At 70.2% G+C, this 26,683-nt stretch carries 23 protein-coding genes; 5 read left to right on the top strand and 18 right to left on the bottom strand.

Annotated features, from left to right (window positions below; genetic code table 11):
- Positions 1–4: 4 nt before the first annotated feature.
- From menC to ACFQY2_RS09595, 10 genes are all read right to left on the bottom strand, one after another.
- A complete protein-coding gene (gene menC / locus ACFQY2_RS09550) occupies positions 5–1,111 on the bottom strand; it encodes an o-succinylbenzoate synthase (RefSeq protein WP_378745540.1) in 1,107 nt (368 codons plus the stop codon).
- A complete protein-coding gene (locus ACFQY2_RS09555; RefSeq protein ID WP_378745541.1) occupies positions 1,108–1,929 on the bottom strand; it encodes a GNAT family N-acetyltransferase in 822 nt (273 codons plus the stop codon). Before ACFQY2_RS09555 ends, menC begins: the two co-directional genes overlap by 4 nt.
- On the bottom strand, positions 1,917–3,017 hold the full coding sequence (locus tag ACFQY2_RS09560) for a M20 family metallopeptidase (protein ID WP_378745543.1): 1,101 nt from the start codon (positions 3,015–3,017) through the stop codon (positions 1,917–1,919). Before ACFQY2_RS09560 ends, ACFQY2_RS09555 begins: the two co-directional genes overlap by 13 nt.
- Positions 3,014–6,373: a serine hydrolase gene (locus ACFQY2_RS09565; RefSeq protein WP_378745544.1), complete on the bottom strand. Its 3,360-nt coding sequence runs from the start codon at positions 6,371–6,373 to the stop codon at positions 3,014–3,016. The genes ACFQY2_RS09560 and ACFQY2_RS09565 overlap by 4 nt, the downstream gene beginning before the upstream one ends.
- A complete protein-coding gene (locus tag ACFQY2_RS09570; protein WP_378745545.1) occupies positions 6,351–7,136 on the bottom strand; it encodes an ABC transporter ATP-binding protein in 786 nt (261 codons plus the stop codon). Before ACFQY2_RS09570 ends, ACFQY2_RS09565 begins: the two co-directional genes overlap by 23 nt.
- Positions 7,133–8,875 carry a dipeptide/oligopeptide/nickel ABC transporter permease/ATP-binding protein gene (locus ACFQY2_RS09575; RefSeq protein ID WP_378745546.1) on the bottom strand — a complete coding sequence of 581 codons (1,743 nt, stop codon included), beginning with the start codon at positions 8,873–8,875 and terminating at the stop codon, positions 7,133–7,135. Before ACFQY2_RS09575 ends, ACFQY2_RS09570 begins: the two co-directional genes overlap by 4 nt.
- On the bottom strand, positions 8,872–9,867 hold the full coding sequence (locus ACFQY2_RS09580; protein WP_378745547.1) for an ABC transporter permease: 996 nt from the start codon (positions 9,865–9,867) through the stop codon (positions 8,872–8,874). The genes ACFQY2_RS09575 and ACFQY2_RS09580 overlap by 4 nt, the downstream gene beginning before the upstream one ends.
- A gap of 1 nt (position 9,868) precedes the next feature.
- Complete coding sequence (locus tag ACFQY2_RS09585) at positions 9,869–11,458, bottom strand: ABC transporter substrate-binding protein (protein WP_378745549.1); 1,590 nt, start codon at positions 11,456–11,458, stop codon at positions 9,869–9,871.
- Positions 11,455–12,849, bottom strand: coding sequence for a serine hydrolase domain-containing protein (locus tag ACFQY2_RS09590; protein WP_378745550.1), 1,395 nt, complete (start codon positions 12,847–12,849; stop codon positions 11,455–11,457). The genes ACFQY2_RS09585 and ACFQY2_RS09590 overlap by 4 nt, the downstream gene beginning before the upstream one ends.
- 88 nt (positions 12,850–12,937) lie before the next feature.
- Positions 12,938–13,633, bottom strand: coding sequence for a FadR/GntR family transcriptional regulator (locus ACFQY2_RS09595; RefSeq protein ID WP_378745551.1), 696 nt, complete (start codon positions 13,631–13,633; stop codon positions 12,938–12,940).
- Positions 13,634–13,787: 154 nt separating this feature from the next.
- Here ACFQY2_RS09595 and ACFQY2_RS09600 point away from each other — a divergent pair, with 154 nt between their 5' ends.
- The 4 genes from ACFQY2_RS09600 (at position 13,788) to ACFQY2_RS09615 (ending at position 18,919) form a co-directional block, all read left to right on the top strand.
- Positions 13,788–15,179 carry a GntP family permease gene (locus ACFQY2_RS09600; RefSeq protein ID WP_378745552.1) on the top strand — a complete coding sequence of 464 codons (1,392 nt, stop codon included), beginning with the start codon at positions 13,788–13,790 and terminating at the stop codon, positions 15,177–15,179.
- A 47-nt stretch (positions 15,180–15,226) separates the two neighbouring features.
- Positions 15,227–15,994: an SDR family oxidoreductase gene (locus ACFQY2_RS09605; RefSeq protein ID WP_378745553.1), complete on the top strand. Its 768-nt coding sequence runs from the start codon at positions 15,227–15,229 to the stop codon at positions 15,992–15,994.
- A 40-nt stretch (positions 15,995–16,034) separates the two neighbouring features.
- Entirely contained in the window at positions 16,035–17,051 is a 1,017-nt protein-coding gene (locus tag ACFQY2_RS09610) for a zinc-binding dehydrogenase (RefSeq protein WP_378745554.1), read from the top strand.
- A gap of 80 nt (positions 17,052–17,131) precedes the next feature.
- Entirely contained in the window at positions 17,132–18,919 is a 1,788-nt protein-coding gene (locus tag ACFQY2_RS09615; protein ID WP_378745555.1) for an ABC-F family ATP-binding cassette domain-containing protein, read from the top strand.
- Here ACFQY2_RS09615 and ACFQY2_RS09620 read toward each other — a convergent pair.
- From ACFQY2_RS09620 to idi, 8 genes are read right to left on the bottom strand one after another with little or no spacing between them, the layout of a single operon-like run.
- Positions 18,900–20,468: an SDR family oxidoreductase gene (locus ACFQY2_RS09620; protein ID WP_378745556.1), complete on the bottom strand. Its 1,569-nt coding sequence runs from the start codon at positions 20,466–20,468 to the stop codon at positions 18,900–18,902. The genes ACFQY2_RS09615 and ACFQY2_RS09620 overlap by 20 nt on opposite strands.
- The gene (locus ACFQY2_RS09625) at positions 20,465–21,325 is read right to left on the bottom strand and encodes a prenyltransferase (protein ID WP_378745557.1); all 861 of its coding nucleotides are present in this window, start codon (positions 21,323–21,325) and stop codon (positions 20,465–20,467) included. The genes ACFQY2_RS09620 and ACFQY2_RS09625 overlap by 4 nt, the downstream gene beginning before the upstream one ends.
- Positions 21,315–21,617 (bottom strand): lycopene cyclase domain-containing protein, encoded by a 303-nt coding sequence (locus tag ACFQY2_RS09630; RefSeq protein WP_378745558.1) that lies wholly within the window; start codon positions 21,615–21,617, stop codon positions 21,315–21,317. The genes ACFQY2_RS09625 and ACFQY2_RS09630 overlap by 11 nt, the downstream gene beginning before the upstream one ends.
- Positions 21,614–21,940, bottom strand: coding sequence for a lycopene cyclase domain-containing protein (locus tag ACFQY2_RS09635; protein ID WP_378745559.1), 327 nt, complete (start codon positions 21,938–21,940; stop codon positions 21,614–21,616). Before ACFQY2_RS09635 ends, ACFQY2_RS09630 begins: the two co-directional genes overlap by 4 nt.
- Entirely contained in the window at positions 21,937–23,478 is a 1,542-nt protein-coding gene (gene crtI / locus ACFQY2_RS09640) for a phytoene desaturase family protein (RefSeq protein ID WP_378745560.1), read from the bottom strand. Before crtI ends, ACFQY2_RS09635 begins: the two co-directional genes overlap by 4 nt.
- A complete protein-coding gene (locus ACFQY2_RS09645; RefSeq protein WP_378745561.1) occupies positions 23,475–24,347 on the bottom strand; it encodes a squalene/phytoene synthase family protein in 873 nt (290 codons plus the stop codon). Before ACFQY2_RS09645 ends, crtI begins: the two co-directional genes overlap by 4 nt.
- The gene (locus tag ACFQY2_RS09650; RefSeq protein ID WP_378745562.1) at positions 24,344–25,393 is read right to left on the bottom strand and encodes a polyprenyl synthetase family protein; all 1,050 of its coding nucleotides are present in this window, start codon (positions 25,391–25,393) and stop codon (positions 24,344–24,346) included. The genes ACFQY2_RS09645 and ACFQY2_RS09650 overlap by 4 nt, the downstream gene beginning before the upstream one ends.
- The gene (idi, locus tag ACFQY2_RS09655; RefSeq protein ID WP_378745563.1) at positions 25,390–25,953 is read right to left on the bottom strand and encodes an isopentenyl-diphosphate Delta-isomerase; all 564 of its coding nucleotides are present in this window, start codon (positions 25,951–25,953) and stop codon (positions 25,390–25,392) included. Before idi ends, ACFQY2_RS09650 begins: the two co-directional genes overlap by 4 nt.
- Before the next feature lie 77 nt (positions 25,954–26,030).
- On the opposite strand from idi, the gene ACFQY2_RS09660 reads away from it, so the two are divergent.
- Positions 26,031–26,648, top strand: a complete 618-nt coding sequence (locus tag ACFQY2_RS09660) for a MarR family winged helix-turn-helix transcriptional regulator (RefSeq protein WP_378745564.1) — start codon at positions 26,031–26,033, stop codon at positions 26,646–26,648.
- The last annotated feature ends 35 nt before the right edge of the window (positions 26,649–26,683 follow it).

Below are 26,683 nucleotides of genomic sequence, written 5' to 3' on the forward strand. Positions count from 1 at the left end.
AACCTCACATCGGCACCCATTCGGTCCAGGTGGTCAGTTCCTCCAGGATCTCCGGGATCGGCGTGACGCCCAGTCCGGGCCCCTGCGGAACTCTCAGGTGGCCGTCCTCCATGACGAACGGCTCGGTGAGATCCGTGCGGTAGAACCGGTCGCTGGCGGACACGTCGCCGGGCAAGGCGAAGCCCGGCAGCGCCGCCAGGGCGATGTTCGCCGCGCGCCCGAGCCCGGACTCGACCATGCCGCCGCACCAGACCGGCACACCGCTCGCCATCGCGACATCGTGGATCCGTCGAGCCTCCAGGTAGCCGCCGACCCGCCCCGGCTTGATGTTCACGACGCTGGTCGCCCCCAGCCGGATCGCCGCGGCCGTCGTCTGCGCCGATGTGATCGACTCGTCGAGGCAGATCGGCGTGCTGAGCATCCGTGCGAGCTCGGCATGGCCGAGCACGTCCTCCTCCTCCAGCGGCTGCTCGATCAGCAGAAGGTCGAATTCGTCCAGGCGAGCCAGGTGCTGCGCGTCGCGCAGCGTGTAGGCGGTGTTCGCATCCACCTGCAGCAGCACGTCATCGCCGATGCGCTCGCGCACCGCGCGGACGACATCGACGTCCCATCCCGGCTCGATCTTGAGCTTGATGCGCACGTAGCCCTCGGCGAGGTACTCGTCGACGGCGTCGAGCAGCCGCGGAACGTCGTCCATGATGCCGACGGAGACGCCGCAGGGGACGCGGTCGTGGACTGCGCCCAGCTCGCGGGCGAATGATCGCCCGGAGGCGCGGAGTTCGGCATCCAGCACGGCCATCTCCACGGCGGCCTTGGCCATGCGGTGCCCCTTGAACTTGGCGAGCCTCTCGCTCACCATCTGCGCGCCGGAGAGCGGGGCTCCCGACAGAGCGGGGATCACGAAGCGGCGGATGACGTCGACGGCCCCGTCGGTGTACTCCGGCGAGTACACCGGGTCGGGCAGCGTGACGCATTCTCCCCAGCCCTCGCCATCGGCCGTCACGGCCTTCACGAGCAGGATGTCCTTGGATGTCTGCGTCCCGAACGAGGTGCGGAACGGGGAGACGAGGGGCATCGCGACGCGCCGCAGCTCCAGGCCCTCGATCTTCATGGTGTGCTCCTTCCCGGCCGCACGAGGTAGCCCGGCGTGCCGTCGGTCCCTGTGCGGTCGAATCCGATTATGCGACCGCCGGCATCCAGCAGGTCGGTGAGCTGGTCGCGCACGGTGCGTCGCCACCGGCGGGCGGCCGCGCGGTCGACCAGTCGCAGCTGCTCGACGTCTGCGGGCACCGCCACGTGCACGTCGCCTGGGTCGCGGTGCGCGGTCGCCGGGACGCCCGCCGCGCACGCGATGGCCTGTGGACTGCGCAGATGCCAGCTCACCAGGATGCGATCCGTCTCGTCGTCGTTGTTGACACCGTCGGCGATCTCTCCGTAGAAGTTCGCCAGGTACTCCTCGGCCTGCGCGCCCAGCTTCGCGATGTTGAAGTGGGCATTGCGGGCGACCAGAGGATCGTAGGTCCACTCGATCGTGTCGATTCCCTGGGCGAGTGCCCACGCCCGCTGATGCTGCTTCAATGCGAAGCCCGCCGAACGGCCGACATGGGCGGGGGAGATGCCGGCGATGTGACTGTGCAGCGCGTGGCGCTCGGGGTTCATGTGGAACGCGATGGCGACACCGATGAGAGCCTCGCCGTCGTAGGCCCCGGCGATGTAGTTGCCCGCCTTGCTCATCGCACGCAGCAGCTCCGGCGGCACGGGAGGGTTCTCGGGGGCGCGCTTCCAGATGTCGGTGAGAAGTCGGATCGCGTCGGCCTGCTCGTCGACGGCGGGAAGCTCGCGGATGGTCACCGCGGCGGCGGATGCCGCCCGGCTCGCGGCGACAGCGGCATCCGCGGCGATGCCGTCCTGCTGGGTCAGCTGCGCCATGGCTCGTCCGTCCTCGAGATCTCTGCGACCAGTTCGGCCAGAAGCCGCGTGCGCGGAGCGATCTCCGCGACGACGACGTGCTCGTCCTCCGCGTGCGCACCGCCGCCGACGGCACCCAGGCCGTCCAGGGTGGGTACCCCCATCCCGGCGGTGAAGTTCCCGTCGCTCGCGCCGCCGACGGCGACGCAGTCGGGCACCGGAAGATCGGAGCGCTCGGCGAGGCGCGCGACCAGGGCGTGGAGCCGGGCGGACATCCGCGATTCGAGCGGCGGACGGTTGATGCCGCCGTCGACGCTGATCGAGGCGCCCAGCGTCACCGGGGCGAATGCGCGCAGAGCGGCATCGACGCGGGCGAGTTCGGCTGCTGTGCGAGCACGCACGTCGATCCACAGCCGCGCGTGCGCGGGCACCGTGTTGGTGGTGGTGCCCGACGACGCGACCGTCGGCGTCACGCTGGTGCCCGCGGCCTCATCTCCCAGCGCGGCGGCCGCGAGGGCGACGTGCGCGAACTCGACGGTCGCGTTCACGCCCTTCTCGGGCTCCAGTCCGGCATGGGCCGCGCGTCCCGTGACAGACACCTCGTACAGGGACACGCCCTTTCGAGCGCCCTTGAGGGCTCCGCCGTCGGCCGAGGCCTCCAGCACCAGCGCGGCGCGCGCACCCGTCGCGGTCTGTTCGATGAGTGCCCGCGAACGCGCGGATCCGACCTCCTCGTCACCGGTCACCAGCAGAGTGACGCCGTCCCGATCATCGAGCGCGGCGACAGCGTGCAGGGCCATGGCCAGGCCCGTCTTCATGTCGAAGCACCCGGGGCCGGTCAGGATGCCGTCGTGCACGCCGAACGGCAGGCGCTCGACGGACCCGATCGGCCAGACCGTGTCGTGATGCGCGAGCAGCAGGACATGCGTGGCCGGACCGAACCTCCACCGCAGGTGCGGGGCTCCGTCGACCTCGATGCGCTCCGGCGGCGTCCCCAGCAGATCCGTGCCGAGCCGCGCGACCAGGTCCGCGGACCGAGCGACGGCCGCGCGGTCCGCAGACGGGGACTCGCACTCCACCAGCAGTCGGATGGTGTCGAGGATGCTCATCGCGGTCCCGCGACCTTGGGGGTCGCCCTGGCGCCGAAGTGCACGTACTCCTCACCCGTGGGCAGCGCGTAGAACGTCGTCGTCACCCAGGTCTGCGTGCCCGGTTCGCGCACGGCGAAGACGCCGTCGCTGATCGGGGTCAGCGCGTACTCGTCGACCGGGTTCGGCTCGAGCTCCGCCAGCGGGCCCAGCAGCGTGGTGCGCAGCATCGGTCCGTCGGCGCCCGTCAGTACCTCCATGCGCACCGAGGCGCGCTCGTAGGTGCCGAGGAACGGGGTGATGTCGGCGTCGAGCGGCTCCGCCGGCGGCTCCACCGGCTCCTGCATGCGCACACCGGACAGTTCCGCGAAGATCTCCCGGTACAGATCCCCGTACAGATCACGGGTGTGTCCGCCATTGGTCAGCAGGGTCACCGCGACCCCGGACTCCGGATGCACGCGCAGGAACGCCGCCTGACCGATCGTGTTCCCGTCGTGGCCGTAGAGCCGTGCGCCGTTCCAGTCGAAGCGGATCCAGCCGAGACCCCACGAATCGCCCAGCACGTGCTTGTCGGGCACCTCGGCGTGGAACGCCTGCATGTCGGTGACCGTCGCCTCGTCCAGAATCCGTGTGCCGTCGCCGGCGATCCCGCCGGCGAGATGCAGGCGGGCGAAGGCGAGCACATCCTCGGCACGCGCGGTGATCAGACCGGCAGGCCCCAGCGAGCGCGGCAGCGCCCACACCGGAGCGAGCATCTGCTCTCCGTCGGCGTCGACGTGGCCCACGGCGGCGGAGTGCAGGATCGCCTCCTCGGGCAGGGTGACCGTGTGCGTCAGACCCAGCGGTGTGAAGAGCATCTCCCGCATCGCGGAGTCCCACGTCTTGCTCGTGACCTGCTCGATGATGCGCCCGAGCAGGGAGAAGCCGGCGTTGCAGTACGACCACGTGGCGCCCAGCGGATGGTTCTGCGCGACCTCGGCGAGCAGGTCGACGTACTTCTCCAGGCAGTCGTCGCCTCGGCCGGTGTCGGTGAACACGTCGCCGTCGAGGCCGCTGGTGTGGGTGAGCAGGTGACGCACGGTGATGCCCGCGGTGAGTTCGTCGTTGGCGAGACGCAGGCCCGGGACGATCTCCGACGCCGGAGTGTCGAGGGTGAAGCGGCCCTGTTCGATGAGGCGCATGATCACCGTCGCGGTCCACACCTTCGAGATCGATCCGATCTGGAAGAGCGAGTCCGTGAGGGCTTCGGCGGACGCCGGAGGCAGGGTGCGGTTGAGCGACCCGGTGGCCAGGGTGACGAGGTCGTCCTCGCCGTCGGCGTCGTAGCGCAGGATGCCGAGCTGAGCGCCCGGAACGCCGTGCCGCTCGGCGAGGGCGTCCAACCGGCGCTGCCAGTGCGCGGCGTCGATGCGGGCGGGGCGGGGACCCGCGCTGCCGCCGGCGTACTGCTTCACCCACTCCACGACCCGACGCGCGTAATCGACGCGATGGCTCGGCGGACCCGCCAGCGGGAAGAGGTGGCTGCCTCCGGGGTAGATGACCAGCCTTGCCGGCACATCGCGCTCGCGCAGCGCCGCGTACCACTGCTGCGCCTGGCCGATCGGGCAGCGCTGGTCCTTCTCGCCGTGCAGGACGAGAGTGGGAGTGCTGACGTTCTCGACGGCGGTGTACGGCGACATGGCGGCGAGGCGTTCGCGGTCCTCGGCGCTCCACGGCATCGCGCCGATCTCGAAGACGTTCAGCAGGTGGGCGTCGTCGCTGGTGCCGCCGATGCTCACCAGGTCCGACACGATGCCGCCTGCTGCCGCGGCCGCGAAGCGGTCGTCATGCGCGGTGAGGTAGGCGGTCATGAACCCGCCATAGCTGTATCCGGTGATCGCCAGCCGTGCCGGGTCGGCGATGCCGTCGGCGACGAGCTCGTCGATCGGCTCGAGGAAGTCGTTCGCATCGGCCACGCCCCAGGCGGCATTGACGCCCTTCCAGAACGCCTCACCGTAGCCGTCGCTGCCACGAGGGTTGATCATGAGGATGGTCCAGCCGTCGGCCGCCAGCTCCTGGTGGAAGACGTGCATCTCGTCCATGGCGCCGTTCCACGCGTTGTGCGGACCGCCGTGCACGTCGACCAGCAGCGGGGTCGGGCCGGAGACGGACGGGTCGCGCACGATCCAGCCCTGCACGACGGTGCCGTCGCTGATGGCGAACTCCCGGCTCTCCCGCACGAACAGCTCGGCGTCCTCCGGTGCGGAGCCGTGTGCGGTGACGACGGTGCCTGCGCCGGTCGCGGTGTCGAGGCGGACGATCTCGCCGAAAGACGTCGGCGTCGCCAGCGCGAGCGCGGCGATGTCGTCCGCGACCGAGAGTCCGCTGACGACCTCGTCCTCACCGCCGAACAGGTGTCGCGGGTCGCCGCCGGTCAGCGGCACCGCGTACAGGTGCGTGGCGCCGCGGTCGCGGATGGCGAAGAGCACGTCTCCGGCAGCGGTGACCTGCGGCAGCGCTCCGGGGTAGGCGGGGGCGCCCGGCATGACGTTGCGGTCGAGGGAGGCCGCGAGATCGGTCACCTCGCCCGAGTCCCGCTCCACCCGGAACAGACCGGCGTGGCCGTGCGGCTCGCCGGTCCAGCCGACGACGAGAAGCGAACCGCCGTCGGGGGAGAAGGCGACGGTGGCAGCCAGCCCTTCCGCGAACGCCAGCAGCCGCGGCGGCGCGGCAGGATCCGCCGGGTCGAGCGCGTGCACCGCGGCGCGCGCGTCCAGATCGGTCGCCGTGGCGGGCCGAGCGGTGTACGCGAGGAGCGTGCCGTCGGGAGACCAGGCCGGGCTGCCGACGTGCGCCTCGCCGTCGGTGAGCCGCCGTACGCGATCATCGGCCAGATCGAGCACGTGCAGCTGCTGGCGCACACCGCGCACGTACCACTCTCCGTCGATCATGTAGTCCAGCGCATCGGTGACGATCGGCGCGGCCTCGCGCACCGCGCGCTGCTCGTCAGACTCCGTCTCGCCGGACTCCCGCGCGACCGGGGCCGTGAAAGCGATCCGGGTCCCGTCGGCGTTCCACACCGCGGCGCCGGCGCCCAGGGGCAGGCGGGTGCGCCGGCGCGGCTCGCCGCCCGACAGCGGAAGCGTCCACAGCTGGCCTTCGCGGAGGAAGGCGAGCTGATCGCCGTCGGGCGAGAACACCGGCGCCGTGTCGGACCTGCCGTGCGTGAGTGGGCGGGCGACGCCGTCCTCCACGATCCACAACGCGCTCGTCGCACGGTCGTCCTCGGCGTCCGCGCCGCCCAGGACGTACACCACACGCGAGCCGTCGGGAGACAGCGCCGGCTGACTCGGGATCGTCAGGGCGAGGACGTCGTCAATGCGCATTCTGCGGGTCACGGTGTGCTCCTTCATCGCGGGTGAACTGAACAGGTCGGGGGATCGCGGCGAGAAGCTCGCGAGTGTACGGATCCTGCGGGGCGCCGAGCACGTCGGCTGCGGGACCCTCCTCGACGATCCGGCCGTCGTGCATCACGGCGACACGGGAGGAGACGTAGCGGACCACGGCGAGGTTGTGCGAGATGAACAGCATCGAGATGCCGAGCTCACGCTGCAGCTCGCGGATCAGGTTGAGGATCGTCCCCTGGATCAGCACGTCCAGGGCCGAGGTGATCTCGTCGGCGATGAGGACACGGGGCCTGCCCGCCAGGGCGCGCGCGATCGCCACCCTCTGACGCTGCCCGCCGGAGAACCGCGTCGGATACGCGTCGAGCCGGTCCGGATCCAGATGCACGAGCTCGAGCAGACGTGCCGCCTCGGCCGCACGCGCCCGACGCGTCATGCCCGGAGGCATGACCTCGGTGATGCTCGCCCCGATCGTCATGCGCGGGTCGAGCGAGGAGTAAGGATCCTGGAACACCATCTGCAGGGGACGGGGGCCGCGGCGGGGGATCGGCTCGCCGTCGACGAGGACGCGTCCGGTGTGCACCGGCACGAGACCGACGGCCGCTCGGGCGAGGGTCGACTTGCCCGAGCCGGACTCGCCGACCACGCCGACCACCTCGCCGTCGGGCACGGTGAGGGACACGTCGTCGACGGCTGTGGTCGCCGCGCGGCCGAGGCCGTAGCGCACCGACACGTTCTCGAAGCGGAGCTCGCTCATCGCGCATCCTCCTCGTCGGTGAGGGTCGCAAGCGGGCGATCCAGATCGGTCGCCATGTGCGGCACCGCCGCCACCAGCGCGCGCGTGTACGGATGCCGGGCCGAGGACAGCTCCGACGCGCTCAGCTCCTCGACGATCCTTCCGGCGTTCATCACCAGCACCCGATCGCACAGTTCCGCGACCACCGAGATGTCGTGGCTGATGAACAGCACCGACGCTCCCTCCTCGTCACGGACGGCGCGCAGCAGCTCGAGCACCTGGCTCTGCACCGTGACATCGAGAGCGGTGGTGGGCTCGTCGGCGATGATCAGCCGGGGTGAGGTCATGAGTCCCATGCCGATCATCGCGCGCTGACGCATGCCTCCGGAGAACTCATACGGGTACTGACGCGCTCGCCGTGCCGGCTGCGTGATGCGCACCGCTCCGAGGCGGTCGACGGCGCGCTCGCGGGCCTCGCCCCGGCGGAGTCCGCCGTGCTCGACCGCCACCTCGGCGAGCTGGTCGCCCATCCGCATGGTCGGATTGAACGAGGACATCGGGTCCTGGAACACCATCGCCAGCGAGGACCCCAGCAGCCGACGCAGCTGCTCCTTCCCGGCGGTGCGCAGATCCGTGCCGAGGAAGCGGATGGCGGTGGCGTCGACCCGTCCGGGATCGGAGACCAGCTGGGCGACCGCCAGGGCGGTCATCGACTTTCCCGAGCCGGACGCCCCGACGATCCCGACGATCTCCCCCGCACGCACGGTGAAGGAGACGCCGCGAACCGCATGCACGGGTCCGGCGGCACCGGGGAAGCGCACGTGCAGATCCTGCACGTCCAGCACGTCTGCCTCGGGCGCGCCCGGTGCCGCCACCTGCGCACCGGCGGATCGGCGACGCAGCGGGCGGTGCCGCACCATCGAGGTGAGCAGGGCGTCGTCGGAGATTCCCAGTGCCCGTGCGGCGGATTCGCCGACGAGGTTGAAGGCGAGCCCCGCGATCACCACGGCGGCACCGGGGGCGAGCGCGGCCACCGGGTTGCTGTAGATGGCGCGGACGCCGTCCATCATCAGCCGGCCCCAGTCGTAGTCGGGCGGCTGGACGCCCAGACCGAGGAAGCTCAGACCGGCGAAGGCCAGCAGCACCCCGCCCGCTCCGATGGTCGCGTTCACGATCAGCGGCTCGCCGACGTTCGGGAGGACGTGACGGATCAGCACGCGGAACCGGCCGACCCCGCCCGCCCGCGCGGCGGAGACGAAGTCTCGCGCTTCGATCCCGGCGATGAGGTTCTGGCACAGACGGGCGAACGACGGTGCGCCTGCCAGACCGATCGCGAAGACGGCGGCGGTGGAACTGCTGCCGAAGATCGCGGCGAAGAACAGTGCCAGCAGCAGTCCCGGGAAGGCGACCGCGATACCGGTGAACCAGATCACGGGGCGGCCGAGCACAGGACCGAGCAGCAGCGGCGCGGCGCCGAGAACCAGCCCGGCGCCGACCGCCACGGCCGTGGCCAGTACGGCGAGCATGATGGAGAGGCGTGTGGCCACCAGGGTGCGCAGCAGCAGGTCACGACCCAGGTTGTCGGTCCCGATCCAGTGCTCCGCCGATGGCGGCGCGAGAAGATCGCCGGTGTCCTTGGCCCCGGCCTGCTCGCCCCAGAGCAGCGGGGCGAGCACGGCGGTGGCGAGCACGAGGGCGAGCAGGAGGAAAGCCGTCGCGCCCAGAGGGCTCCTCAGCATCAGGCGGAAGGTGCGCATCATCCCTCCGCCACCGTCGACTGCGGGTTGAGGACGGCCAGCACGGCGTCGACCACGGTGTTGGTCAGCAGCACGCCGACGCCGTACACCAGCACCGTGCCCTGCACGAGCGGGTAGTCCTTCGTCTGGATCGAGGTGACGATCGTGCTGCCCAGACCCGGCCACGCGAACACCGTCTCCACGAGCACGGTCCCGGCCACCATGCCGCTCAACAGCAGACCGCCGAGAGTGAGGGTCGCGGTCACGGCGTTGGGCAGCACGTGCCGCAGATGGATCCGCGAGGTGCGCAGGCGCTTGGACTGCGCGGTGCGGACGAAGTCCGTCTCGAGCACGGCGAGCACCTCCAACCGCACGATGCGCGCGAGCACTGCTGCCGGCCCCAGGGCCAGTGCCAGCACGGGCAGGATGTATGACGCCGGGCCCTGTTGGCCCGCGACGGGCAGCCATCCCAGTTGCACGCCGAACACGGCGACCAGGGCGACGGCGAGCAGGAACTCCGGGATCGAACCCAGCAGCACACTCGAGGTGCTGAAGCCGAGCTCCAGGCCTCTGGCGCGACCGCGCTGCGTGGCGATCGCCACGGCGACGCCGAGGGGGATCGCGACCATGAGCGCCACCAGGAAGGCCAGCACGGCCAGTGCGGCCGTCGGCGGCAGTCGCTGCGCGAGCGTCTGAGCCACCGGGAGCTGCGAGCCGATGGACACGCCCAGGTCGCCGGTGAGCACGCCCTGCAGGTAATGCAGGTACTGCTCCCCGAGGGGATCGTTCAATCCCAACGACTCCCGTCGCGCCTCCACGATCGACGCCGAGGCGGTGGGGCCGAGTGCAGCGCGCACCGGATCGCCCGGGATCAGGTGGATCATCAGGAACGACGCGGTCACCAGTGCCCACAGTGACACGAGGAGCCGCCCGCTGCGGCGGAGGATGAAGTGCGCCCAGCGATGATCGCTGATGCGGGTGGCATCCTCCGCCACGCGGGTCGAGACGGTGGTCATGTCAGCCGAGCATCCGGATGCTGGTGGGCGCGATCTGCCCGAGCCACTCGAACTCGGCGCCGTTGCCGAACATGTGGATGGTCGAGTTCGCGAACGGCACCAGATCCGCGGCTTCGAACAGCGCGGTCTCCGCGGCCTGCCAGCTGGGGCAGCCTTCGGTTCCCGGCAGCTGCACCGCCTCGGCCACGCCCGCCTCGTAGTCGGCGTTCTGGATGGCGGAGAAGTTCGAACCCTCCGGCGTCACCGGTCCGCTCATGAATCCGACGATCTGGTCGGGGCTGTTGACGCTGAGCGTGACCCAGCTCACGTCCCATGCGCCGGTGCCGAAGAGCGCGTCGAGCAGGACGGGCTCGTCCTGCTGCCTGCCGTCGACCTCGACGCCGATCTTCTGCCAGGCGTCCATCGCGAGCTCGGCCGCAGCGGTGCCCTGGGCGCCGACGCTGTTGTTGTACAGGAAGACGATGCTCAGGCGCTCGCCGTCCTTGACCCGCACGCCGTCCGCTCCGGCGATCCAGCCGGCCTCTTCGAGCGCGGCTTCCGCCGCGTCGACATCGAAGGCGGGCAGCGATCCGGGCACCGATTCGAAGGTGCAGCCGCGCGGGTCGACGGTGGCGAGAGCGGTGCCGGGACCGCCCTTGCCGGCGGTGATCACCTTGGACAGCTCGTCGAGGTCGACGGCCTGGGTCAGCGCCATGCGCACGGCCGGATCGCTGGTCGGGTGGCCCTCGGCGTGGTTGTACCACTGCTCACCGGTCACAGCGGTCGCCTCCAGGGAGAACAGGTCCGCAGCGAGTGCTCGGTCCGCGTCGGGGCCGGTGATCTGCGCCGCGTTGACCTCTCCGGACAGGAGCAGGTTGGTGGCAGTGGTCCCGTCAGCGACGATGCGGAGGGTCACCTTGGCGGGGATGCCGGGCACGTCGACGGTCGCGCCGTCCGGACCCCATGCGTACTCCTCGCGCAGCGTGAAGGTGTAGTGGTCGTTCGGCACGGCCTCGGCGAGTTCATACGGACCGGTTCCGTTCGACGCCGCAGCGAGCGTCGAACGGTCCTTCAGCCCGGCCTCGCACACCATCGGAAGACTCGACAGGCCCAGGAACAGGAAGGGAGCCGGCGCACTGAGTGTCAGCGTGATGGTGTCGCCGTCGGCGACGGTGGTGACGCCGGCGGGGAGGAAGGCGCCGAGGAAGGGGCTCTGATTCGCCGGGTCCGAGACCCAGTTGAGATTGTCTGCGGCGGTCTGCGCGGTGAACTCCGTGCCGTCGCTGCAGAGGATGCCGTCCTTGATCGTCAGTGATGCGGTCAGGCCGTCCATGTCCCATTCGGACGCCAGCTGACTCTCGGTCTCTCCGTCGTCGTTCACGCTCACGAGGGAGTCGTAGGCGAACAGGCTCAGATCGAACAGCGCGCTCGCCGCGGACATCTGCGGGTCGAGATTGCCGGGGTCGGCGTTGAGCACCTGGGTGAAGGTGGCCCCCTCGACAGGTTCGCGATTCGACGCCCCGCCGCCGCCGGATGCGGAGCATCCGCTCAGGATGAGGGCGAGGGCGCTGACCGCGAGGACTGGTGCGGTGAGAGTTCGGGTCGGTGTCATTTCGATACCTTCTGACGTGAGAGGGCACGTCCGAAGTGGACGTACGAGTGGTGGCCGTCGTCATCGGGCGCGAGGAAGGCGAACACGATGTGCATGCCGCTCTGCTCGTTGCGCATGATGAGGGAATCATCGCGGAACCCGATGAGCTCCTCGCGGGAGGGCTGCTCCCCGAGTTCGAGCAGCATCGCCTTCGGACGCTGCTCGAGCCAGATCCGCCCGTCGGCATCGGCGGAGAACTCCATCTCGACGATCGAGTTCTCGTAGACGCCGACGTAGCGACCGGCGTCGATCGACGGAGCCTCCGCGGGCGGCTCGAGCCGCTCGGGCAGGCGCACATCGGCCAGTTCGCTCAGGAGCTCATCGACGATGTCGTGGAACAGCCCCGCACCGTCCCCGCCGTTGGTGAGCAGGGCGACGGCCACGCCCGCAGCGGGGGCTATGCGCAGGAACGACGCCTGTCCGACGGTGTTCCCGTCGTGGCCGAACAGGGCAGGCTCTCCGACCCGGTCGATCTCCCAGCCCAGCCCCCAGTCAGAGCCCATCCCGGCGACGCGGGGCAGGTGCACCTGCGGGGTGTGCATGGCGGCGGCGGAGTCCGGCGACAGCACGACCGCGCCGTCGGCGGCCGTGCCCCCGGCCAGATGCATCCGAGCGAAGCCCGCGAGATCACGGGCGGTCATGGCCAGCATGGAACCGGCCGGCTCGTTCGAGCGGGCCATCGCCCAGAACGGAGCGGGCTTCGGGATCCCGCTCTCATCGGGGCCGACGTGGCCGACCGCGACGCGGTGCACGATCGCCTCGTACGGGCTGGGGGAGACCCTCTCCAGACCGAGCGGCGTCGCGATCCTCTCGACGAGCGCCTGCTCCCAGGTCGTTCCCCGCAGGCGTTCCACGAGCCGTCCGAGGACGATGTAGCCGGCGTTGTTGTAGGAGAACATCGTCCCCGGGGGGAAGATCTGCGGCATCTCCGCGAGCAGGTCGACGAAGCGGGCGATGGCGTCGTCGCCACGGCCGGTGTCGGTGAAGACGTCGCCTTCGAAACCCGCCTGGTGGCTCAGGAGATGGCGCACGGTGATCGCCGCCGTGGTCACCGGATCGGCGAGGCGGAAGTCGGGCAGGTAAGTGATGACGGGCTCGTCCAGACTGACGATGCCCTCGTCGACCAGCTGCATGACGAGCGTCGCGGTCCACACCTTGGTGATCGAGCCGATCTGGAACACCGACTCCGGCGTGGCCTCCACACCGGTCGCGGTGCTGAGGACGCCCACGGCGTGATCGATGATCTCGTCATCCAGCACGACGGCGACGGCGGCGCCGGGGACGCCTCTCTGCGCCGCGCGCCGCGTGAGCTCGCTCTGCAGGAACGCAGCTACCTCTTCGTGGCTTTCCATGGCCTCACCCTAGGCGCGACCACCCCGCGACCCCTTCGTGTCGGCGGACAGGAGATGAGGACCGCGTTCGTTCGTCCGGACGAAAGGCTTACCCGGTCGAGCGGACCTCGTCGAGCACGATGTCCGCGTAGCCGCGGGCATGACGTTCGGCCGCATCGGCATCTCCTCGTGCGATGGCGTGCGCGGCCTGCACATGGTTTCCCAGCGATGCGGCATCCGGCGTCGCCGGCGTGAGGCCGGCACGCGAGCGGCCGGTGATGATGGCGGCGATCGCGGGCTTGTTCGCGGCGAGCATGAGGTTGCCGCTGGAATCCAGGATCAGGTCGTGAAAGGCGACGTCGGCCGACAGGTAGTCCTCGGTGTCGCCTCTTCCCTGGGCGCCCAGCGTCTCCAGCACGCTCGCCAGGCGCAGAAGCTCGGAGCGCTCGGCGTCGCTGGAGCGCACCGCGCTGAGCCGTGCGGCGATGGGCTCGACCGCGCAGCGCAACTCCGTGACCACGGCGATCTGCTGCTCGCGGTGGGGTCCCTGCAGCTGCCAGCGGATGAGGCGGGCGTCCAGGGCGCTCCAGCGCTCGACACGCTGCACGGTGATTCCGACACGTCGGCGGGATACGAGCATCCCCATGGCCTCCAGCACGCGGACGGCCTCCCGGATCACGGTGCGTGAGATCCGGTAGTGCTGCTCGAGTTCCGCGAGGGTGAGCACCCGGCCCGCGGGGAGCTCACCCGCCGCGATGCGCATCCCGAGGTCTTCCAGTACTGAACGGTGAGACGGTCGACCCATGAGCTCCTCCTCGGGCTGCGTTCTCAAAGATACTACGAAACCTTGCCAAAGATATGATCATTGTGTCAGGATGGCCCGGGAAGATCCACGACAGAGGTCTTCTGTGCATCTCATCCACAAGCGCCGAACGGGCGCCCGATCAACGGAGATTCCGATGGAAGACTGGACACAGACCCTGGGGGTGACACCGCTCTTGCTGATCACGGTCGGGGCGATCGCGCTCATCCTCCTCCTGATCATCGTCTTCAAGCTGCATGCGTTCCTGACGCTGGTCATCGTCTCGCTGCTCACCGCGGTCGCGGCGCAGGTGCCGATCTCGGCGATCACCGACACGTTGCTGGGCGGGTTCGGCAGCACGCTCGCCGGCGTGGCGCTGCTGGTCGCGCTGGGGGCGATGCTGGGAGCCCTGATCGAGCATTCCGGCGGCGCGAAGGCTTTGGCCGACCGCCTCGTCGACATCTTCGGTGAGAAGAAGGCGCCCTTTGCGCTCGGCATCGCCTCGCTCATCATGGGGTTCCCGATGTTCTTCGACGCCGGCCTGGTGATGATGCTCCCGATCATCTTCGCCGTCGCGCGCCGGGTCTCCGGCACCAAGAGCGTGCTGCTGTTCGGTCTTCCTGCCGCCGCCGCGTTCTCCGTGATGCATGTCTTCCTGCCGCCGCACCCCGGTCCGGTCACGGCGACCGAGCTCTACGGTGCGAACCTCGGCCTCGTCCTGCTCGTCGGGTTGATCATCGCGTACCCGGTCTGGTACGTCTCCGGGTACATGTGGGGAAAGTTCATCGGCACCCGGCTCGTCCTGCCGGTGCCCTCCCTGTTCGGCGAGATCGACCCCGATCAGCCCGCGAACCCGCCGAAGCCGCGCACCGTCATCCTGCTTCTGCTGCTGCCGATGGTCCTGATCTTCCTGAACACCGGGCTCAGCGCCCTCGCCTCCGTGGGCGCGGTCTCCAAGGACCAGATCCTCGTCCAGATCGGCATCCTCCTCGGCAACTCGTACGTCGCTCTGCTCATCACCGTTCTCGTCGCCCTCGTCGTTCTCGGCACGCGGCGCGGTGAGAAGGGCACCGCGCTGGAGAAGCTGGTCGACTCGTCCCTCGGACCGGTCGCCTCGGTCATCCTGATCACCGGAGCCGGTGGCATGTTCGGTGGCGTCCTGCGCGCGTCGGGAATCGGCGACGCACTGTCGCAGGTGCTCGGCGACCTGGGGCTGCCGATCATCTTCGCGGCGTACATCATCGCGGTCGTCATGCGTCTCGCGCAGGGCTCCGCCACGGTCGCGCTGGTCACGGCCGCCGGGCTGGCGTCTCCGGCCGTGCTCGCCGGGGACTTCAATCCGCTGCAGATCGCGGCGATCACGCTCGCCACGGCGGCGGGCTCGGTCTTCGCCGGACATGTCAACGACTCCGGCTTCTGGCTGGTCGGTCGCCTGATGGGCATGGACGTCAAGACCACGCTGAAGACCTGGACCGTGCAGCAGGCTCTCGAGTCGGTGCTCGCATTCGTGCTGGTGCTGATCGTCTACAGCCTGGTCTCCCTGCTCTAGTCGCCCGCCCTCACCCGGGTCCGTCCCGCTCGTCCTCTGGAGGAAACATGTCGGAGCTCTTCGATGTGACCGACCGGCTGGCGCTGGTCACCGGCTCGTCCCGCGGGCTGGGCCGCTCACTCGCCATGGCGCTGGCTCGCGCGGGTGCACGCATCGTCGTGCACGGCCGCGACGGTGCCGCCGTCGAGGATGCGCGCCGCGAGGCCGAGGAGCTCTCCGGGCGCCGGGCCGAGGCGGTGACCTTCGATGTGACGGATGCGGGGGCGGTCGAGTCCGCGATCTCGGATCTCGTGGCGCGGACCGGTGTGCCCGACATCCTCGTCAACAACGCGGGGGTGCAGAGGCGGGCGCCCTTCACCGAGTTCGCCGTCTCGGATTGGGACGACGTCGTGGCGGCGAACCTCAGCGGCGTGTTCTATGTCGCGAGGTTCGTCGCCCCCGGCATGGTCGCGCGCGGTTCAGGCAAGATCGTCAACATCGGCTCCGTCCAATCGCTTCTGGCCAGGCAGACCATCGCGCCGTATTCGGCGACGAAGGGCGGCGTCGTCCAGCTCACCAAGGGCATGGCAGCCGACCTGGCGGGCCACGGCGTGCAGGTGAACGCCATCTCGCCGGGTTACTTCGCCACCGAGATGAACAGCGCCCTCGTCGCAGACGAGGATTTCACCGGCTGGCTGACCCAGCGCACCCCCGCACGCCGCTGGGGGGAACTCCACGAGCTGAACGGCGCCCTGCTGTTCCTGTGCTCGGATGCCTCGTCGTTCGTCTCGGGGCAGAACATCTTCATCGACGGCGGTATGACCGCCGTCGTCTGACGGCCGACCCGAAGAAGAAGCAGGAGGAGTCCGGAACATCATGCGTGCCGTCTACATCGACAAGAAGGAGACCTTCGCCGTGCGCGAGGTCGAGATCCCCGAACCGGATGCCGGTCAGGTGCGCGTGCGCATCGACTACGTCGGCGTGTGCGGGTCGGACCTGCACTACTACTACGAGGGCGCGAACGGTGCGTTCCAGGTGCGGGAGCCGCTCATCCCCGGGCATGAGGTCTCCGGCCGGATCGACTTCGATCCGCGTGGCGAATGGGCGCCAGGCACGGCCGTCACGGTCCACCCTGCCACGTTCGGCACGCCCCGCGACGACATCGCCGACGATCCGCATCTGTGGCCGGGGGGCGCCTATCTGGGCAGCGCGTCCACGTGGCCGCACACGCAGGGCGGCCTGGTCGAGCAGCTGCTCGTGGCGCGCGAGATGGTGCGTCTTCTCCCGGCCGGACTGCCCGTGCGCCGGGCGGTTCTCGCCGAGCCGCTCGCGGTGGCGCTGCACGGGCTCGGCAAGGCCGGCGATGTGACCGGCAGGCGGGTCCTCGTCACCGGATCGGGCCCGATCGGACTGCTCGCCGTCGCCGCGGCGGTCGGCTCGGGCGCCGAGGTCCACGCCACGGACGTCTTCGCGGGACCGCTGCGGCGCGCTCGCGCGCTGGGCGCGACCGAGACCTTCGACGTGACGAGCCAGGAGGTTCCGGGGGACGCTTACGACGTGGTCCTGGAGTGCTCCGGTGTCGCGGCATCCGTCTCCACGGCGCTGCGCGCGGTGCGCATCGGCGGCACCGTGGTGCAGGTGGGCATGGTGCCGGATGCGCCTCGGCCGATCAACATCGCTCCCTTCATCGCGAAGGAGGTGCGCTGGTCGGGTTCGTTCCGCTTCAAGGACGAGATCGATGAGGCGGTCCGCCGGCTCGCCGCGAACCCCGCGATCGAGGACGTGATCACCCATGAGTTCGCCGCCGACGACGCCGTGGCGGCGTTCGCCACGGCCCGCGACTCCGACGCCTCCGGCAAGGTGATCGTCGCGGTCTGGCCCGCGGATGCCTGACACCGGCCGCCGCGCCGCCTGACCTGCGCCGTCGCGCGCGGGGGTGGTTCGCAGCGTTCGGCGGCTAGCCTGGAGACGACATGGCACATCTTCTCGGAGCCGAAGGGCTCCACCTCGAATACCCCACCCGCATCGTCTTCGATTCGGTCACCCTCGGCATCGAGGAGGGCGATCGGATCGGCATCGTCGGACGCAACGGCGACGGCAAGTCGAGTCTGCTCGGAATGCTGGCGGGGCGGCGCGAACCCGACGGCGGGCGCGTGACCGTGCGCGGTGGCACGACGATCGGGGTGCTGGACCAGGCGGACACGCTCGACGACGCTCTGACCGTGGGCCGCGCGGTGGTGGGGGACACCCCCGAACACGAGTGGGCGGGGAATGCCCAGGTGCGCGACGTGATCGCGGGCCTGGTCGCCGATCTCGATTGGGACGCTCCCGTGGCGGACCTCAGCGGCGGGCAGCGGCGGCGTGTCGCCCTTGCCGCACTGCTCACGGGCGACTGGGACGTCATCGCCCTGGATGAACCGACCAACCACCTCGACGTCGAGGCGATCACGTGGCTGGCACAGCATCTGAAGACCCGCTGGGCGCGCGGCTCGGGTGCGCTGCTGGTCGTCACGCACGACCGCTGGTTCCTCGACGAGATCTGCACCGCCACGTGGGAGGTGCACGACCGCATCGTGGAGCCCTTCGAGGGCGGATACGCGGCGTACATCCTGCAGCGCGTGGAGCGCGACCGGATGGCGGCCGCCACCGAGGCGAAGAGGCAGAACCTCGCCCGCAAGGAGCTGGCATGGCTGCGCCGTGGTGCCCCCGCGCGCACGGCGAAGCCGAAGTTCCGCATCGACGCCGCGAACGCGCTGATCGCCGACGTCCCGGAGATCCGCGACAGCGTCTCGTTGCAGTCGCTGGCCACCTCCCGGCTCGGCAAGGACGTCGTCGACCTGCTCGAGGCCGGGGTCGCCTATGACGGCCACGAAGTGCTCAGGGGCGTCGAGTGGCGCATCGCGCCGGGTGAGCGCACCGGGATCCTCGGCGTGAACGGCGCCGGCAAGTCGACGCTGCTCGGCCTGGTGGCCGGTACCGTCGAGCCGACCAGCGGCCGGGTCAAGCGCGGCAAGACCGTGCAGGTGCGCACGCTCACGCAGCGCATCGACGAGCTGGAGAAGCACTGGGACGACCCGGTGCGCACGGTGATCGAGGGCCTGAGGACCTCGTACACGTTCGGCGCCGGGTCCAAGGCGCAGGATCTCACTCCTGGGCAGCTCCTGGAGCGGCTCGGCTTCAGCTCCGCCCAGCTGTCCACGCGGGTGAAGGACCTCTCGGGAGGGCAGCAGCGCCGGTTGCAGCTGCTGCTCGTGCTGCTGGATCAGCCCAACGTGCTCATCCTCGACGAGCCCACCAACGACATGGACACGGACATGCTCGCCGCGATCGAGGATCTGCTGGACTCATGGCCGGGGACGCTGCTGGTCGTCTCGCACGACCGGTACTTCCTGGAGCGCGTCACCGACCAGCAGTACGCCGTGATGGACGGCCGACTGCGCCATCTGCCCGGCGGCGTGGACGAGTACCTGCGCCTGCGCGCGGCGGCCCCATCCCCGCGGCCGGCGTCGGCGTCGGCTCCGCCGGCCTCCGCCGCGCTCTCCGGCGCCGACCTGCGCGCCGTGCAGAAGGAGATCTCCGCTCTGGAACGACGGATCCACAAGCTCACCCAGCAGATCGACAGGGCCCAGCACGCGCTGGCCGAGCACGACCAGGCGGACTACGCGGGCCTCGCCGAGAAGATGAAGAGCATCAGTGCGCTCCAGGCCGAGGTCGAGGAGAACGAGACGCAGTGGCTGGAGCTCAGCGAGCAGGTCGGCTGAGCCGGGGATCCCGGATGTGCGGATCATCCTCTGCCGTCGAGATGATGCGGCTCACCATACCGCTGAAGATGAGGCCGTGGAACGGGAGCATCGCCAGCCAGTAGAGCCTGCCGCTGAGCCCGCGAGGGAAGAAGACCGCGCGCTGCCAGTACTCGGCGCCACCGGCGACCGGCTCCACGCCGAGCTCCAGCCACGCGGACCCCGGAAGACGCATCTCCGCGCGCAGGCGCAGCAGCCTCTCCGGCTCGACGTGCTCCACGCGCCAGAAGTCGACGGCATCGCCGACGGCGAGCCGGTCGCGCCGGCGTCGACCGCGCTGCAGTCCGACACCGCCGAGCAGTCGGTCGAGTACGCCTCGCAGCGCCCACAGCAGCGGTGCGGAGTACCACCCGTTGACACCGCCGATCTGCATGATCACGGCCCAGACGGCCGAGGGGGAGGCGTGCGAGCTGCGGGCGCGCCGGTCGGTGAAGACCGTGCGCCCGGCCCAGCGTGGATCACTCGGCAGCGGTCTGCTCGGCGAGCGCGGGACCGTCGCGTCCACCCAGCTCGTCTCCACCTCGTCGACTGCGATCCTCCCCAGCGCCAATCGGACGGCCTCGCGGTAGGGGGTCAGACCTCCGGACGGCGGGGGGATGATGTCGTCGATCTCGTGATCGCGCATCACGCAGGGATGCTGCAGGGACTCCACCAGCGGCCGTGCGATCTGCCAGGGCACCGGCGTCACGAGGCCCACCCACAGCGAAGCGAGTCGGGGCGTCAGCACCGGGATGGCGGCGATCCCGCGTTGCGGCAACCCGGCTTCCACGGCGTAGCCGTTCATCATCTGCCCATAGCGCAGGATGTCCGGTCCGCCGATGTCCACGGTCCGGCTCGACGCGAGCTCCACCCGGGCGGCGGCGAGCAGGTAGTGGAGCACGTCGCGGACGGCGATCGGCTGGATGCGGTTGCGCACCCATCTCGGCGCGGGCATGTACGGCAGGACCTCGGTGAGATGCCGGATCATCTCGAAGGACGCCGACCCCGAGCCGATCACCACCCCGGCCTGCAGCACCAGTGCAGGGACGCCGGATTCCTGCAGGATCCGGCCCACCTCCCGGCGCGAGTCGAGATGACGCGAGAGCGGGACGCCCTCGGGGTGCAGGCCCCCCAGGTAGACGATGCGGCGCACACCGCTCGCCCGCGCGCTGCGGTCGACGTTGCGGGCTATGCGGCGGTCGAGCCGCACGAAGTCCGCACCACCGCTCATCGAATGCACCAGGTGATACAGCACATCCACGTCGGCGCATGCGGCAGCCATTGCCTCATGATCGGCGGCATCGCCCGTGACGAGCTCGATCCGGTCCGACCAGGGCAGCGCGCGGATCCTGTCCGCGGACCGAACCAGCACCCGCACCCGATAGCCAGCTTCGAGCAGCCTCGGCACCAGCCGCCCTCCGATGTACCCGGTCGCGCCGAGGACCAGCGCGCGGGGGCGCGCGCCGTCCGCTCGCGGGACCGCCCGCAGCGGGGCTTCTGCGCCGGTCGGAGCGGCCGCCTGCCCGGTCATGCCGTGCGCACCGCGTACACGATCAGCAGCATCGTCACGGCGAATCCGCAGGCGTAGTTGATCCACAGGAAGTGCCTCCAGCCGCGGTTGGCGCGCGCGGATTCGGCATCCTCGACGCGCCGGTACGGGCCCGCCGCCCACAAGTACGGCAGAGCGAGCACGGCGGCGAGGGCACCGGGGAATCCGGTGGTGAGCATGAGCAGGCCGGCGACGGTCCAGCACGCGAGTGCGAGCCGCACCGTCCGCGCCGCGCCGAGCACGGTGGCGATCGATGAGATGCCCCCTTCGCGGTCCGGCACCACGTCCTGCACCGCGCCGAAGGCGTGGCTGGCCACACCCCAGAGGAAGAACGCGACGAGTACGACCGCCAGCCCCGGCGTCGCCGCCCCGCCGGCGAGAGCGACGCCGAACACCGCAGGACTCACGAAGTGCACGCTCGAGGTGACCGAGTCCAGGACGGGGATCTCCTTGAAGCGGAACGGGGGAGCGGAGTAGGCCACCACGGCGAACAGGCTGATGGCCAGGACGAGCCAGGAGGCGGGGGAGCCGGCGAGGACGAGGGCGATGACGAACGGCGCGCACAGGAGTGCCGCGATCAGCAGGACGGCTCGGTGGCGCTCCGGCGCCAGCAGCGCACCCTCGACGCCGCCCTTGCGGGGGTTCGCGAGATCGGAGGCGTAGTCGAAGACGTCGTTGATCCCGTACATGGCGAGGTTGTAGGGGATCAGGAAGAACAGCGTCCCGACGATCAGCCGGACGTCCACCTCGCGGGCCACGAGCAGGTAGGCGGCGGCGAACGGGTACGCCGTGTTGATCCAGCTGAGGGGACGCGAGGCAGTGAGCAGGTCACCGATCATGGTGTCTCCCCAGTCGTGACCAGAGTGCCGGGAGCAGGATCACGGCCGCCAGCGGGTAGGCGAAGTCCTCGACGGGCGCAGCGCCGATGCGGATGCCGGAGATGTGCGCATCCGAGTAGGCGAACAGTCCGGCCGCGATCATGACGTTGTCGAAGACGGCGGTCAGCGCGAGCACGATCACCGCGGCGACCGCCACGGCGCCGAACGAGGGCGCGGTGTCCTTGCGGCGCACGATCAGCGCGAGCACGATCGCCGCGACGAGGAAGCCCACGCACAGGATCAGATAGCTCATCCGCGCTCCTTGCGCCGCGCGAGCACGCGCTGCGCGCCGCAGACCAGCACCATGCTCAGCTCGCAGAGGAACAGGAGGAACACGGGCTCCTCCAGCGGCAGCTCGGGTGCCAGCAGGATCCCGGTCGAGAAGGGGCCGTCGGCGCGGAAGAAGATCCCGAGCGCGATGCCGGCGGCGTCCCACAGCAGGAAGAAGGCGACGCCGATCCCGAGCACGATCGATGCCCGGGCCGCATCGCGCCCCAGGAACAGCCGGTGCCGCACATCCAGCAGCACGATGCCGGCGAGTGAGACGAGCAGAGCGCCGAGATAGACCAGGCTCACAGAGGCACCGCCATCGGTCCCGCCGAGCGGTCGTCGCGCAGGCGCTTGACCACCAGCTCCGCGCTGATCAGGCACATGGGCAGTCCGATGCCGGGGATCGTCGTCGCGCCCGCGTACAGCAGACCGTCCACGCGCGAGGAGATGTTCGCGCCGCGCAGGAACGCACTCTGACGCAGCGTGTGCGCGGGTCCGAGGGCACCGCCCTTCCACGCCCCGTACTCGCGTTCGAAATCGGCGGGTCCGATGCTGCGCCGGAGGACGATCCGCTCACGCAGGTCGGGGATGCCGCACCATTGCGTGAGCTGGTCGACCGCGGCATCCACAGTCGCCTCCACGCGCGGGTCGCCGACGCCGTCCAGACCGCCGGAGCCGATGCCGGTGTCGGCCGGCACCGGGATCAGCACGAACAGGTTCTCATGCCCCGCCGGGGCCACGTCGTCGGTGGCACTGGGCCGGCAGACATAGATCGATGCCGGATCCGGAATACGAGGGTTCGTGCCGTAGATCGCCGCGAACCCCTCTTCCCAGTCACGCGTGAAGAGCAGGGTGTGGTGGGCGAGCTGCGGAAGCTCGCCGCGCACTCCGAGCAGGGCCAGGACGGCGCCGGGTCCGGGATCGCGGCTCTGCCACCACGTCTCGCTCCGGCTGCGGTGCTCAGGTTCCAGCAGCTCGCGCTCGGTCACGTGCAGGTCCGCAGTGGAGACCACCACATCGGCAGGCAGGCGCTCGTGGGCACCGTCGGAGACCTGCACCTCCACGCCGACGGCCGCTCCGTGCTCCACGACGATGCGCCGTGCCCGGCAGCCGGTGCGCACCGCGACGCCTTCGCGGACGGCCAGCGCGGCGATCGCGTCGATCACCGCGGCGATCCCGCCGCGCGGGTACATCACGCCCTGACCGATGTCGAGGTGACTCATCAGGTGGTACATCCCGGGCGCGGCTGCGGGGGACGTACCCAGGAACACCGCCGGGTAGCCGAGGATCTGCTGCACCCGCCGGTCGCGGCTGTGGCGCCGGATGCGCCGCTCCAGCGATTCGGTGAGCAGACGCACGAGCGTCGGGAGGCGGCGCAGCGTTGTTCGCGTCAGCAGCGGGCGCAGTGAACGGAAGGTGCTGTACAGGAACGTCGAGGTGGCGAGCTGGTAGGTCTCGGCGGCCGAGGCGAGGTACGCGTCGAGTCGGGCGGTGGCGTCGGGATCCAGCGCGACCAGCGCATCCCGCGCCGCCTCTGCGGGCAGATCGAACGGCGCCCGCTGCCCTTCGAAGTACACCCGGTATGCGGGGTCGAGCCGCACCAGATCGAGCTGCTCCGCGGCAGAGGTGCCCAGCAGTGCGAAGAAGTGATCGAACACCTCGGGCATCAGGTACCACGACGGCCCGGTGTCGAAGGTGAACCCGTCCTGCTGCCAGCGTCCGGCTCGGCCGCCGAGTTCGTCCCGCGACTCGACCAGGGTGACCTGCATGCCCTCCCTGCCCAGCAGCGCCGCCGTCGCGAGCCCCGAGATCCCTCCGCCGATGACCACTGCCCGACGGGTCATGCGCTGCCCCGTCCGGCCGCTGCCGATGCCAGGATGCCGACCTTGACCGGCAGGGGAACGGACGCCCGACTCCGCCGCAGTTGTGCCGCGGGCATCTCCCGGATCTGCTTGTTCAGACGGTCGAAGAGCATCGCCGCTGCGGCGGTGGCCCGCCGCGATCGTGGCGGCAGGCGCGCGATCGCGCCCTTCGCGACCGCCAGGTCGCGCGCGATCTCTTCCACCACGGCGTTCTTGTCCTCATCGTCGAACGCGCGGGGATCCAGACCCGGGATGTACGCCCTGTGCAGTCGCCCGGAGTCGTCCGCCAGGTCGCGCAGGAAGTTCACCTTCTGGAAGGCTGCGCCGAGCCGACGGGCGCCCTCCTCCAGATGTTCGTCGATCACCAGTCCCTCCCTCTCCTGCATGAACACGCGCAGGCACATCTCTCCGACGACCTCGGCGGAGCCGTGGATGTAGCGGCGGTAGGAGGGCTCGTCCAGGGCGACACCGTCCGCGACGTCCATCCGCATCGACGCGAAGAACGGCCTCACCAGCCGGGCGTCGATGTCGCTGTCGCGTGCGGTGGCGGCGAAGGCGTGCACGACGAGGTTGGCGCTGAAGCCGGTGCGGATGGCATTCACCGTCTCGCTCTCCAGGTCATCGAGAAGCGCGCGCACGCCGTCCAGCCCGAGACCCGCCTCGGCGGCGGGGCCGTCGACGAGCTCGTCGGCGACCCGAACGAGGGCGTAGACGTCGGCGATGCCCGTACGGAGGCGTCGGGGCAGCATGGCGCTCGCCAGGCCGAACGACGTGGAGTACGCCCCGATCACCTGCCGAGACATCCGCCGTGCCGTACGCGTGTAGAGGGCGAGTCCGTGCGGCGCGCTCACGAGTCTCGCTCCGCGCAGCGGATCGCGATGCGGGTGAGCTCCTGGCGCAGTGCGGGGGGCACTGGTGCGTCCGCTATGGCAGCGCGGAGCTCTGCGAGCCGGCGGGCGATGAGCTCCTGCACCCGGTCTGCCGCGCCGCAGGCGACCAGCGCGGCCCGCAGCCGATCCGCGTCCGCCGCGTCGAGGGGGGCTCTGCCGAACAGGTGGAGCACCTCGTCCCATTCGGGGCTGCCCTCGGCGAAGGCGACCAGGAGCGTGCGCTTGCCCTCGCGCAGATCCCCGAGGGTGGATTTGCCTGTGCGCGCCTCGTCGCCGAAGACGCCGAGCATGTCGTCGCGAAGCTGGTAGAGCACGCCCAGGCCGATGCCGATCCTGCCCACTGCGCTTCCGGTCTCCTCCGGCGCTCCCGCCAGGATCGCTCCGGCGCGCAGCGGGGCGGCGAAGGAGTAGACCGCGGTCTTCTGCTCCATCATGCGCAGGATGTCGTGCCCGTCGGCGCGCATCACGCGCAGGGCGAACCCGACGTCCGCGTGCTCGCCCGCAGCGGTGATCATGAGGGCGTCATCGATGATCCGGTGCACTGCGGCTCGTGCCGGACTCTCGATCGACGACACCAGTGCGTGCGCACCGCTGATCAGGAGATCACCTGCGAGCAGGCCCGACGCGGCGCCCCACGCCCTGGCCGTGTCCGAGCCGTGACCGGCGTCGAGGGCCGCAGCGGTGAACCCGCCGGCCAGGTTGGGGCGCCCCCGGCGCACCAGATCGCCGTCCAGGACGTCGTCGTGCAGCAGCAGCGCGGTGTGGAGCAGTTCGAACGCGGCGGCGGCGAGCCGGGCGGAGCGGGAGTCGCGTCCGCCGAGGCGGTCGTGGGTCATCAGCAGCATCCGCGGACGCACGCGCTTGCCGCCGCGCGCAGCCTCCTCCACGCCTCGCCACAGTCGCTCGTACTGCGGGCCCAGATGCTGCGCGCGGGAGATGCGCTCGTCGAAGAACTCCTCGATGGTGCGCTCGATCTCCTGTGCGTCGGTGGCGGTGTCGAGGCTCATGCCGCACCTCGCCAGGCGTCAGCGCTGATCTCCTCGGCTCCCGCCGAAAGCTCCTTGGCCTGCAGCACCAACCACGGGCTGAAGGCCCAGGGGGCGGAGGCGAGAGCGTCTGCGAGATCCTCCGGCTCGACCCACTGCGCATCCATCGTCTCGTCGGGGTTGAGCTGAGGCGTCGATGCCGCTCGTGCGATGTACACGGGGCAGATCTCGTTCTCGACGATTCCCGACGCGTCGACCGCGCGATAGCGGAAGTCGGGCAGCAGGAGGCGGAGATCCTTCAGCTCCAGACCGAGTTCCTGTCGCGCGCGGCGCACGACGGCATCGGGGATGTGCTCGAACGGCTCCGGGTGCCCGCAGAACGCGTTGGTCCAGGTGCCGGGCCATGCCGCCTTCTCCAGCGCGCGTCGAGTGATGAGCAGTCGGCCGTGATCATCCACGACATGGCAGGAGAAGGCCATATGCAGGGGCGTGTCCTCGTGGTGCACCTCGTCCTTGCGGGCGGCCCCGCACGGTCGTCCCTGCTCGTCCAGCAGAACGACCCGCTCCCGTGTCTCGGTCACTTCACTCTCCCTCGTGTTGCTAACTAGGCTAGCTACTGCTCTAGTAAGTATCAACTGGGCGAGGTAAAATTCTCTCCATGTCCGATGAGATTCCCCAGGGGGTTGACAGCGTCGTGATGCACGACCCGCTGGTCAACGACCCCGAAGAGCGTCTGGTGCGGCGGTCGCACCTGCCGCCATCCGAGGTAGCCGGGGTGGTGCGCGTGCTGAACGCCATGCGGCGGTGGAGCGAGGCAGAACGACGGTTGAGCCAGGCATCGCAGCGGTACATGCGGCTGGGGGAGACCGACATGCGTGCGCTGAGACTCCTCATCGCCGCGCGCAATCAGAGCGTCCCGGTCACGCCGGGGATGATCGCCGGCCACCTCGCCATCTCCACCGCGGCCACGACGAAGCTGCTCGACCGGCTCGAGCGCGGCGGGCATGTGCTTCGACGACCTCACCCGACGGACCGCAGGAGTCTGACGGTCGAGGTCACGGACGAGACGCGGTCGGCGGCGCGAGAAAGCGTCGGACGGGCGCATGCCCGGCGCTTCGAGGTGGTAGCCGCGCTCTCGCCCCAGGATCGCGCGGTGGTGTCCGCATTCTTCGACGCGATGTCGGCGACAGTGCCCGTCGACGACGGGCAGACAGACCCCTTCGGCTCAGCACCGGAGCATCCGGGCGCGTCCCCGGCGGGTCCGCCCGTGCTGTGACGTCATGTGACGACGTGATTCGGTCGAATCGTGTA

The organism is Microbacterium sp. GCM10027623, from assembly GCF_042666935.1.
Taxonomy (GTDB): domain Bacteria; phylum Actinomycetota; class Actinomycetes; order Actinomycetales; family Microbacteriaceae; genus Microbacterium.

Bases quoted from the DNA above. Each gene is read 5' to 3' on its own strand.
- menC (WP_378745540.1), bottom strand. From the start codon at position 1,111: ATGAAGATCGAGGGCCTGGAGCTGCGGCGCGTCGCGATGCCCCTCGTC.
- ACFQY2_RS09555 (WP_378745541.1), bottom strand. From the start codon at position 1,929: ATGGCGCAGCTGACCCAGCAGGACGGCATCGCCGCGGATGCCGCTGTC.
- ACFQY2_RS09560 (WP_378745543.1), bottom strand. From the start codon at position 3,017: ATGAGCATCCTCGACACCATCCGACTGCTGGTGGAGTGCGAGTCCCCG.
- ACFQY2_RS09570 (WP_378745545.1), bottom strand. From the start codon at position 7,136: ATGAGCGAGCTCCGCTTCGAGAACGTGTCGGTGCGCTACGGCCTCGGC.
- ACFQY2_RS09575 (WP_378745546.1), bottom strand. From the start codon at position 8,875: ATGATGCGCACCTTCCGCCTGATGCTGAGGAGCCCTCTGGGCGCGACG.
- ACFQY2_RS09580 (WP_378745547.1), bottom strand. From the start codon at position 9,867: ATGACCACCGTCTCGACCCGCGTGGCGGAGGATGCCACCCGCATCAGC.
- ACFQY2_RS09585 (WP_378745549.1), bottom strand. From the start codon at position 11,458: ATGACACCGACCCGAACTCTCACCGCACCAGTCCTCGCGGTCAGCGCC.
- ACFQY2_RS09590 (WP_378745550.1), bottom strand. From the start codon at position 12,849: ATGGAAAGCCACGAAGAGGTAGCTGCGTTCCTGCAGAGCGAGCTCACG.
- ACFQY2_RS09595 (WP_378745551.1), bottom strand. From the start codon at position 13,633: ATGGGTCGACCGTCTCACCGTTCAGTACTGGAAGACCTCGGGATGCGC.
- ACFQY2_RS09600 (WP_378745552.1), top strand. From the start codon at position 13,788: ATGGAAGACTGGACACAGACCCTGGGGGTGACACCGCTCTTGCTGATC.
- ACFQY2_RS09605 (WP_378745553.1), top strand. From the start codon at position 15,227: ATGTCGGAGCTCTTCGATGTGACCGACCGGCTGGCGCTGGTCACCGGC.
- ACFQY2_RS09610 (WP_378745554.1), top strand. From the start codon at position 16,035: ATGCGTGCCGTCTACATCGACAAGAAGGAGACCTTCGCCGTGCGCGAG.
- ACFQY2_RS09615 (WP_378745555.1), top strand. From the start codon at position 17,132: ATGGCACATCTTCTCGGAGCCGAAGGGCTCCACCTCGAATACCCCACC.
- ACFQY2_RS09620 (WP_378745556.1), bottom strand. From the start codon at position 20,468: ATGACCGGGCAGGCGGCCGCTCCGACCGGCGCAGAAGCCCCGCTGCGG.
- ACFQY2_RS09625 (WP_378745557.1), bottom strand. From the start codon at position 21,325: ATGATCGGTGACCTGCTCACTGCCTCGCGTCCCCTCAGCTGGATCAAC.
- ACFQY2_RS09630 (WP_378745558.1), bottom strand. From the start codon at position 21,617: ATGAGCTATCTGATCCTGTGCGTGGGCTTCCTCGTCGCGGCGATCGTG.
- crtI (WP_378745560.1), bottom strand. From the start codon at position 23,478: ATGACCCGTCGGGCAGTGGTCATCGGCGGAGGGATCTCGGGGCTCGCG.
- ACFQY2_RS09650 (WP_378745562.1), bottom strand. From the start codon at position 25,393: ATGAGCCTCGACACCGCCACCGACGCACAGGAGATCGAGCGCACCATC.
- ACFQY2_RS09660 (WP_378745564.1), top strand. From the start codon at position 26,031: ATGTCCGATGAGATTCCCCAGGGGGTTGACAGCGTCGTGATGCACGAC.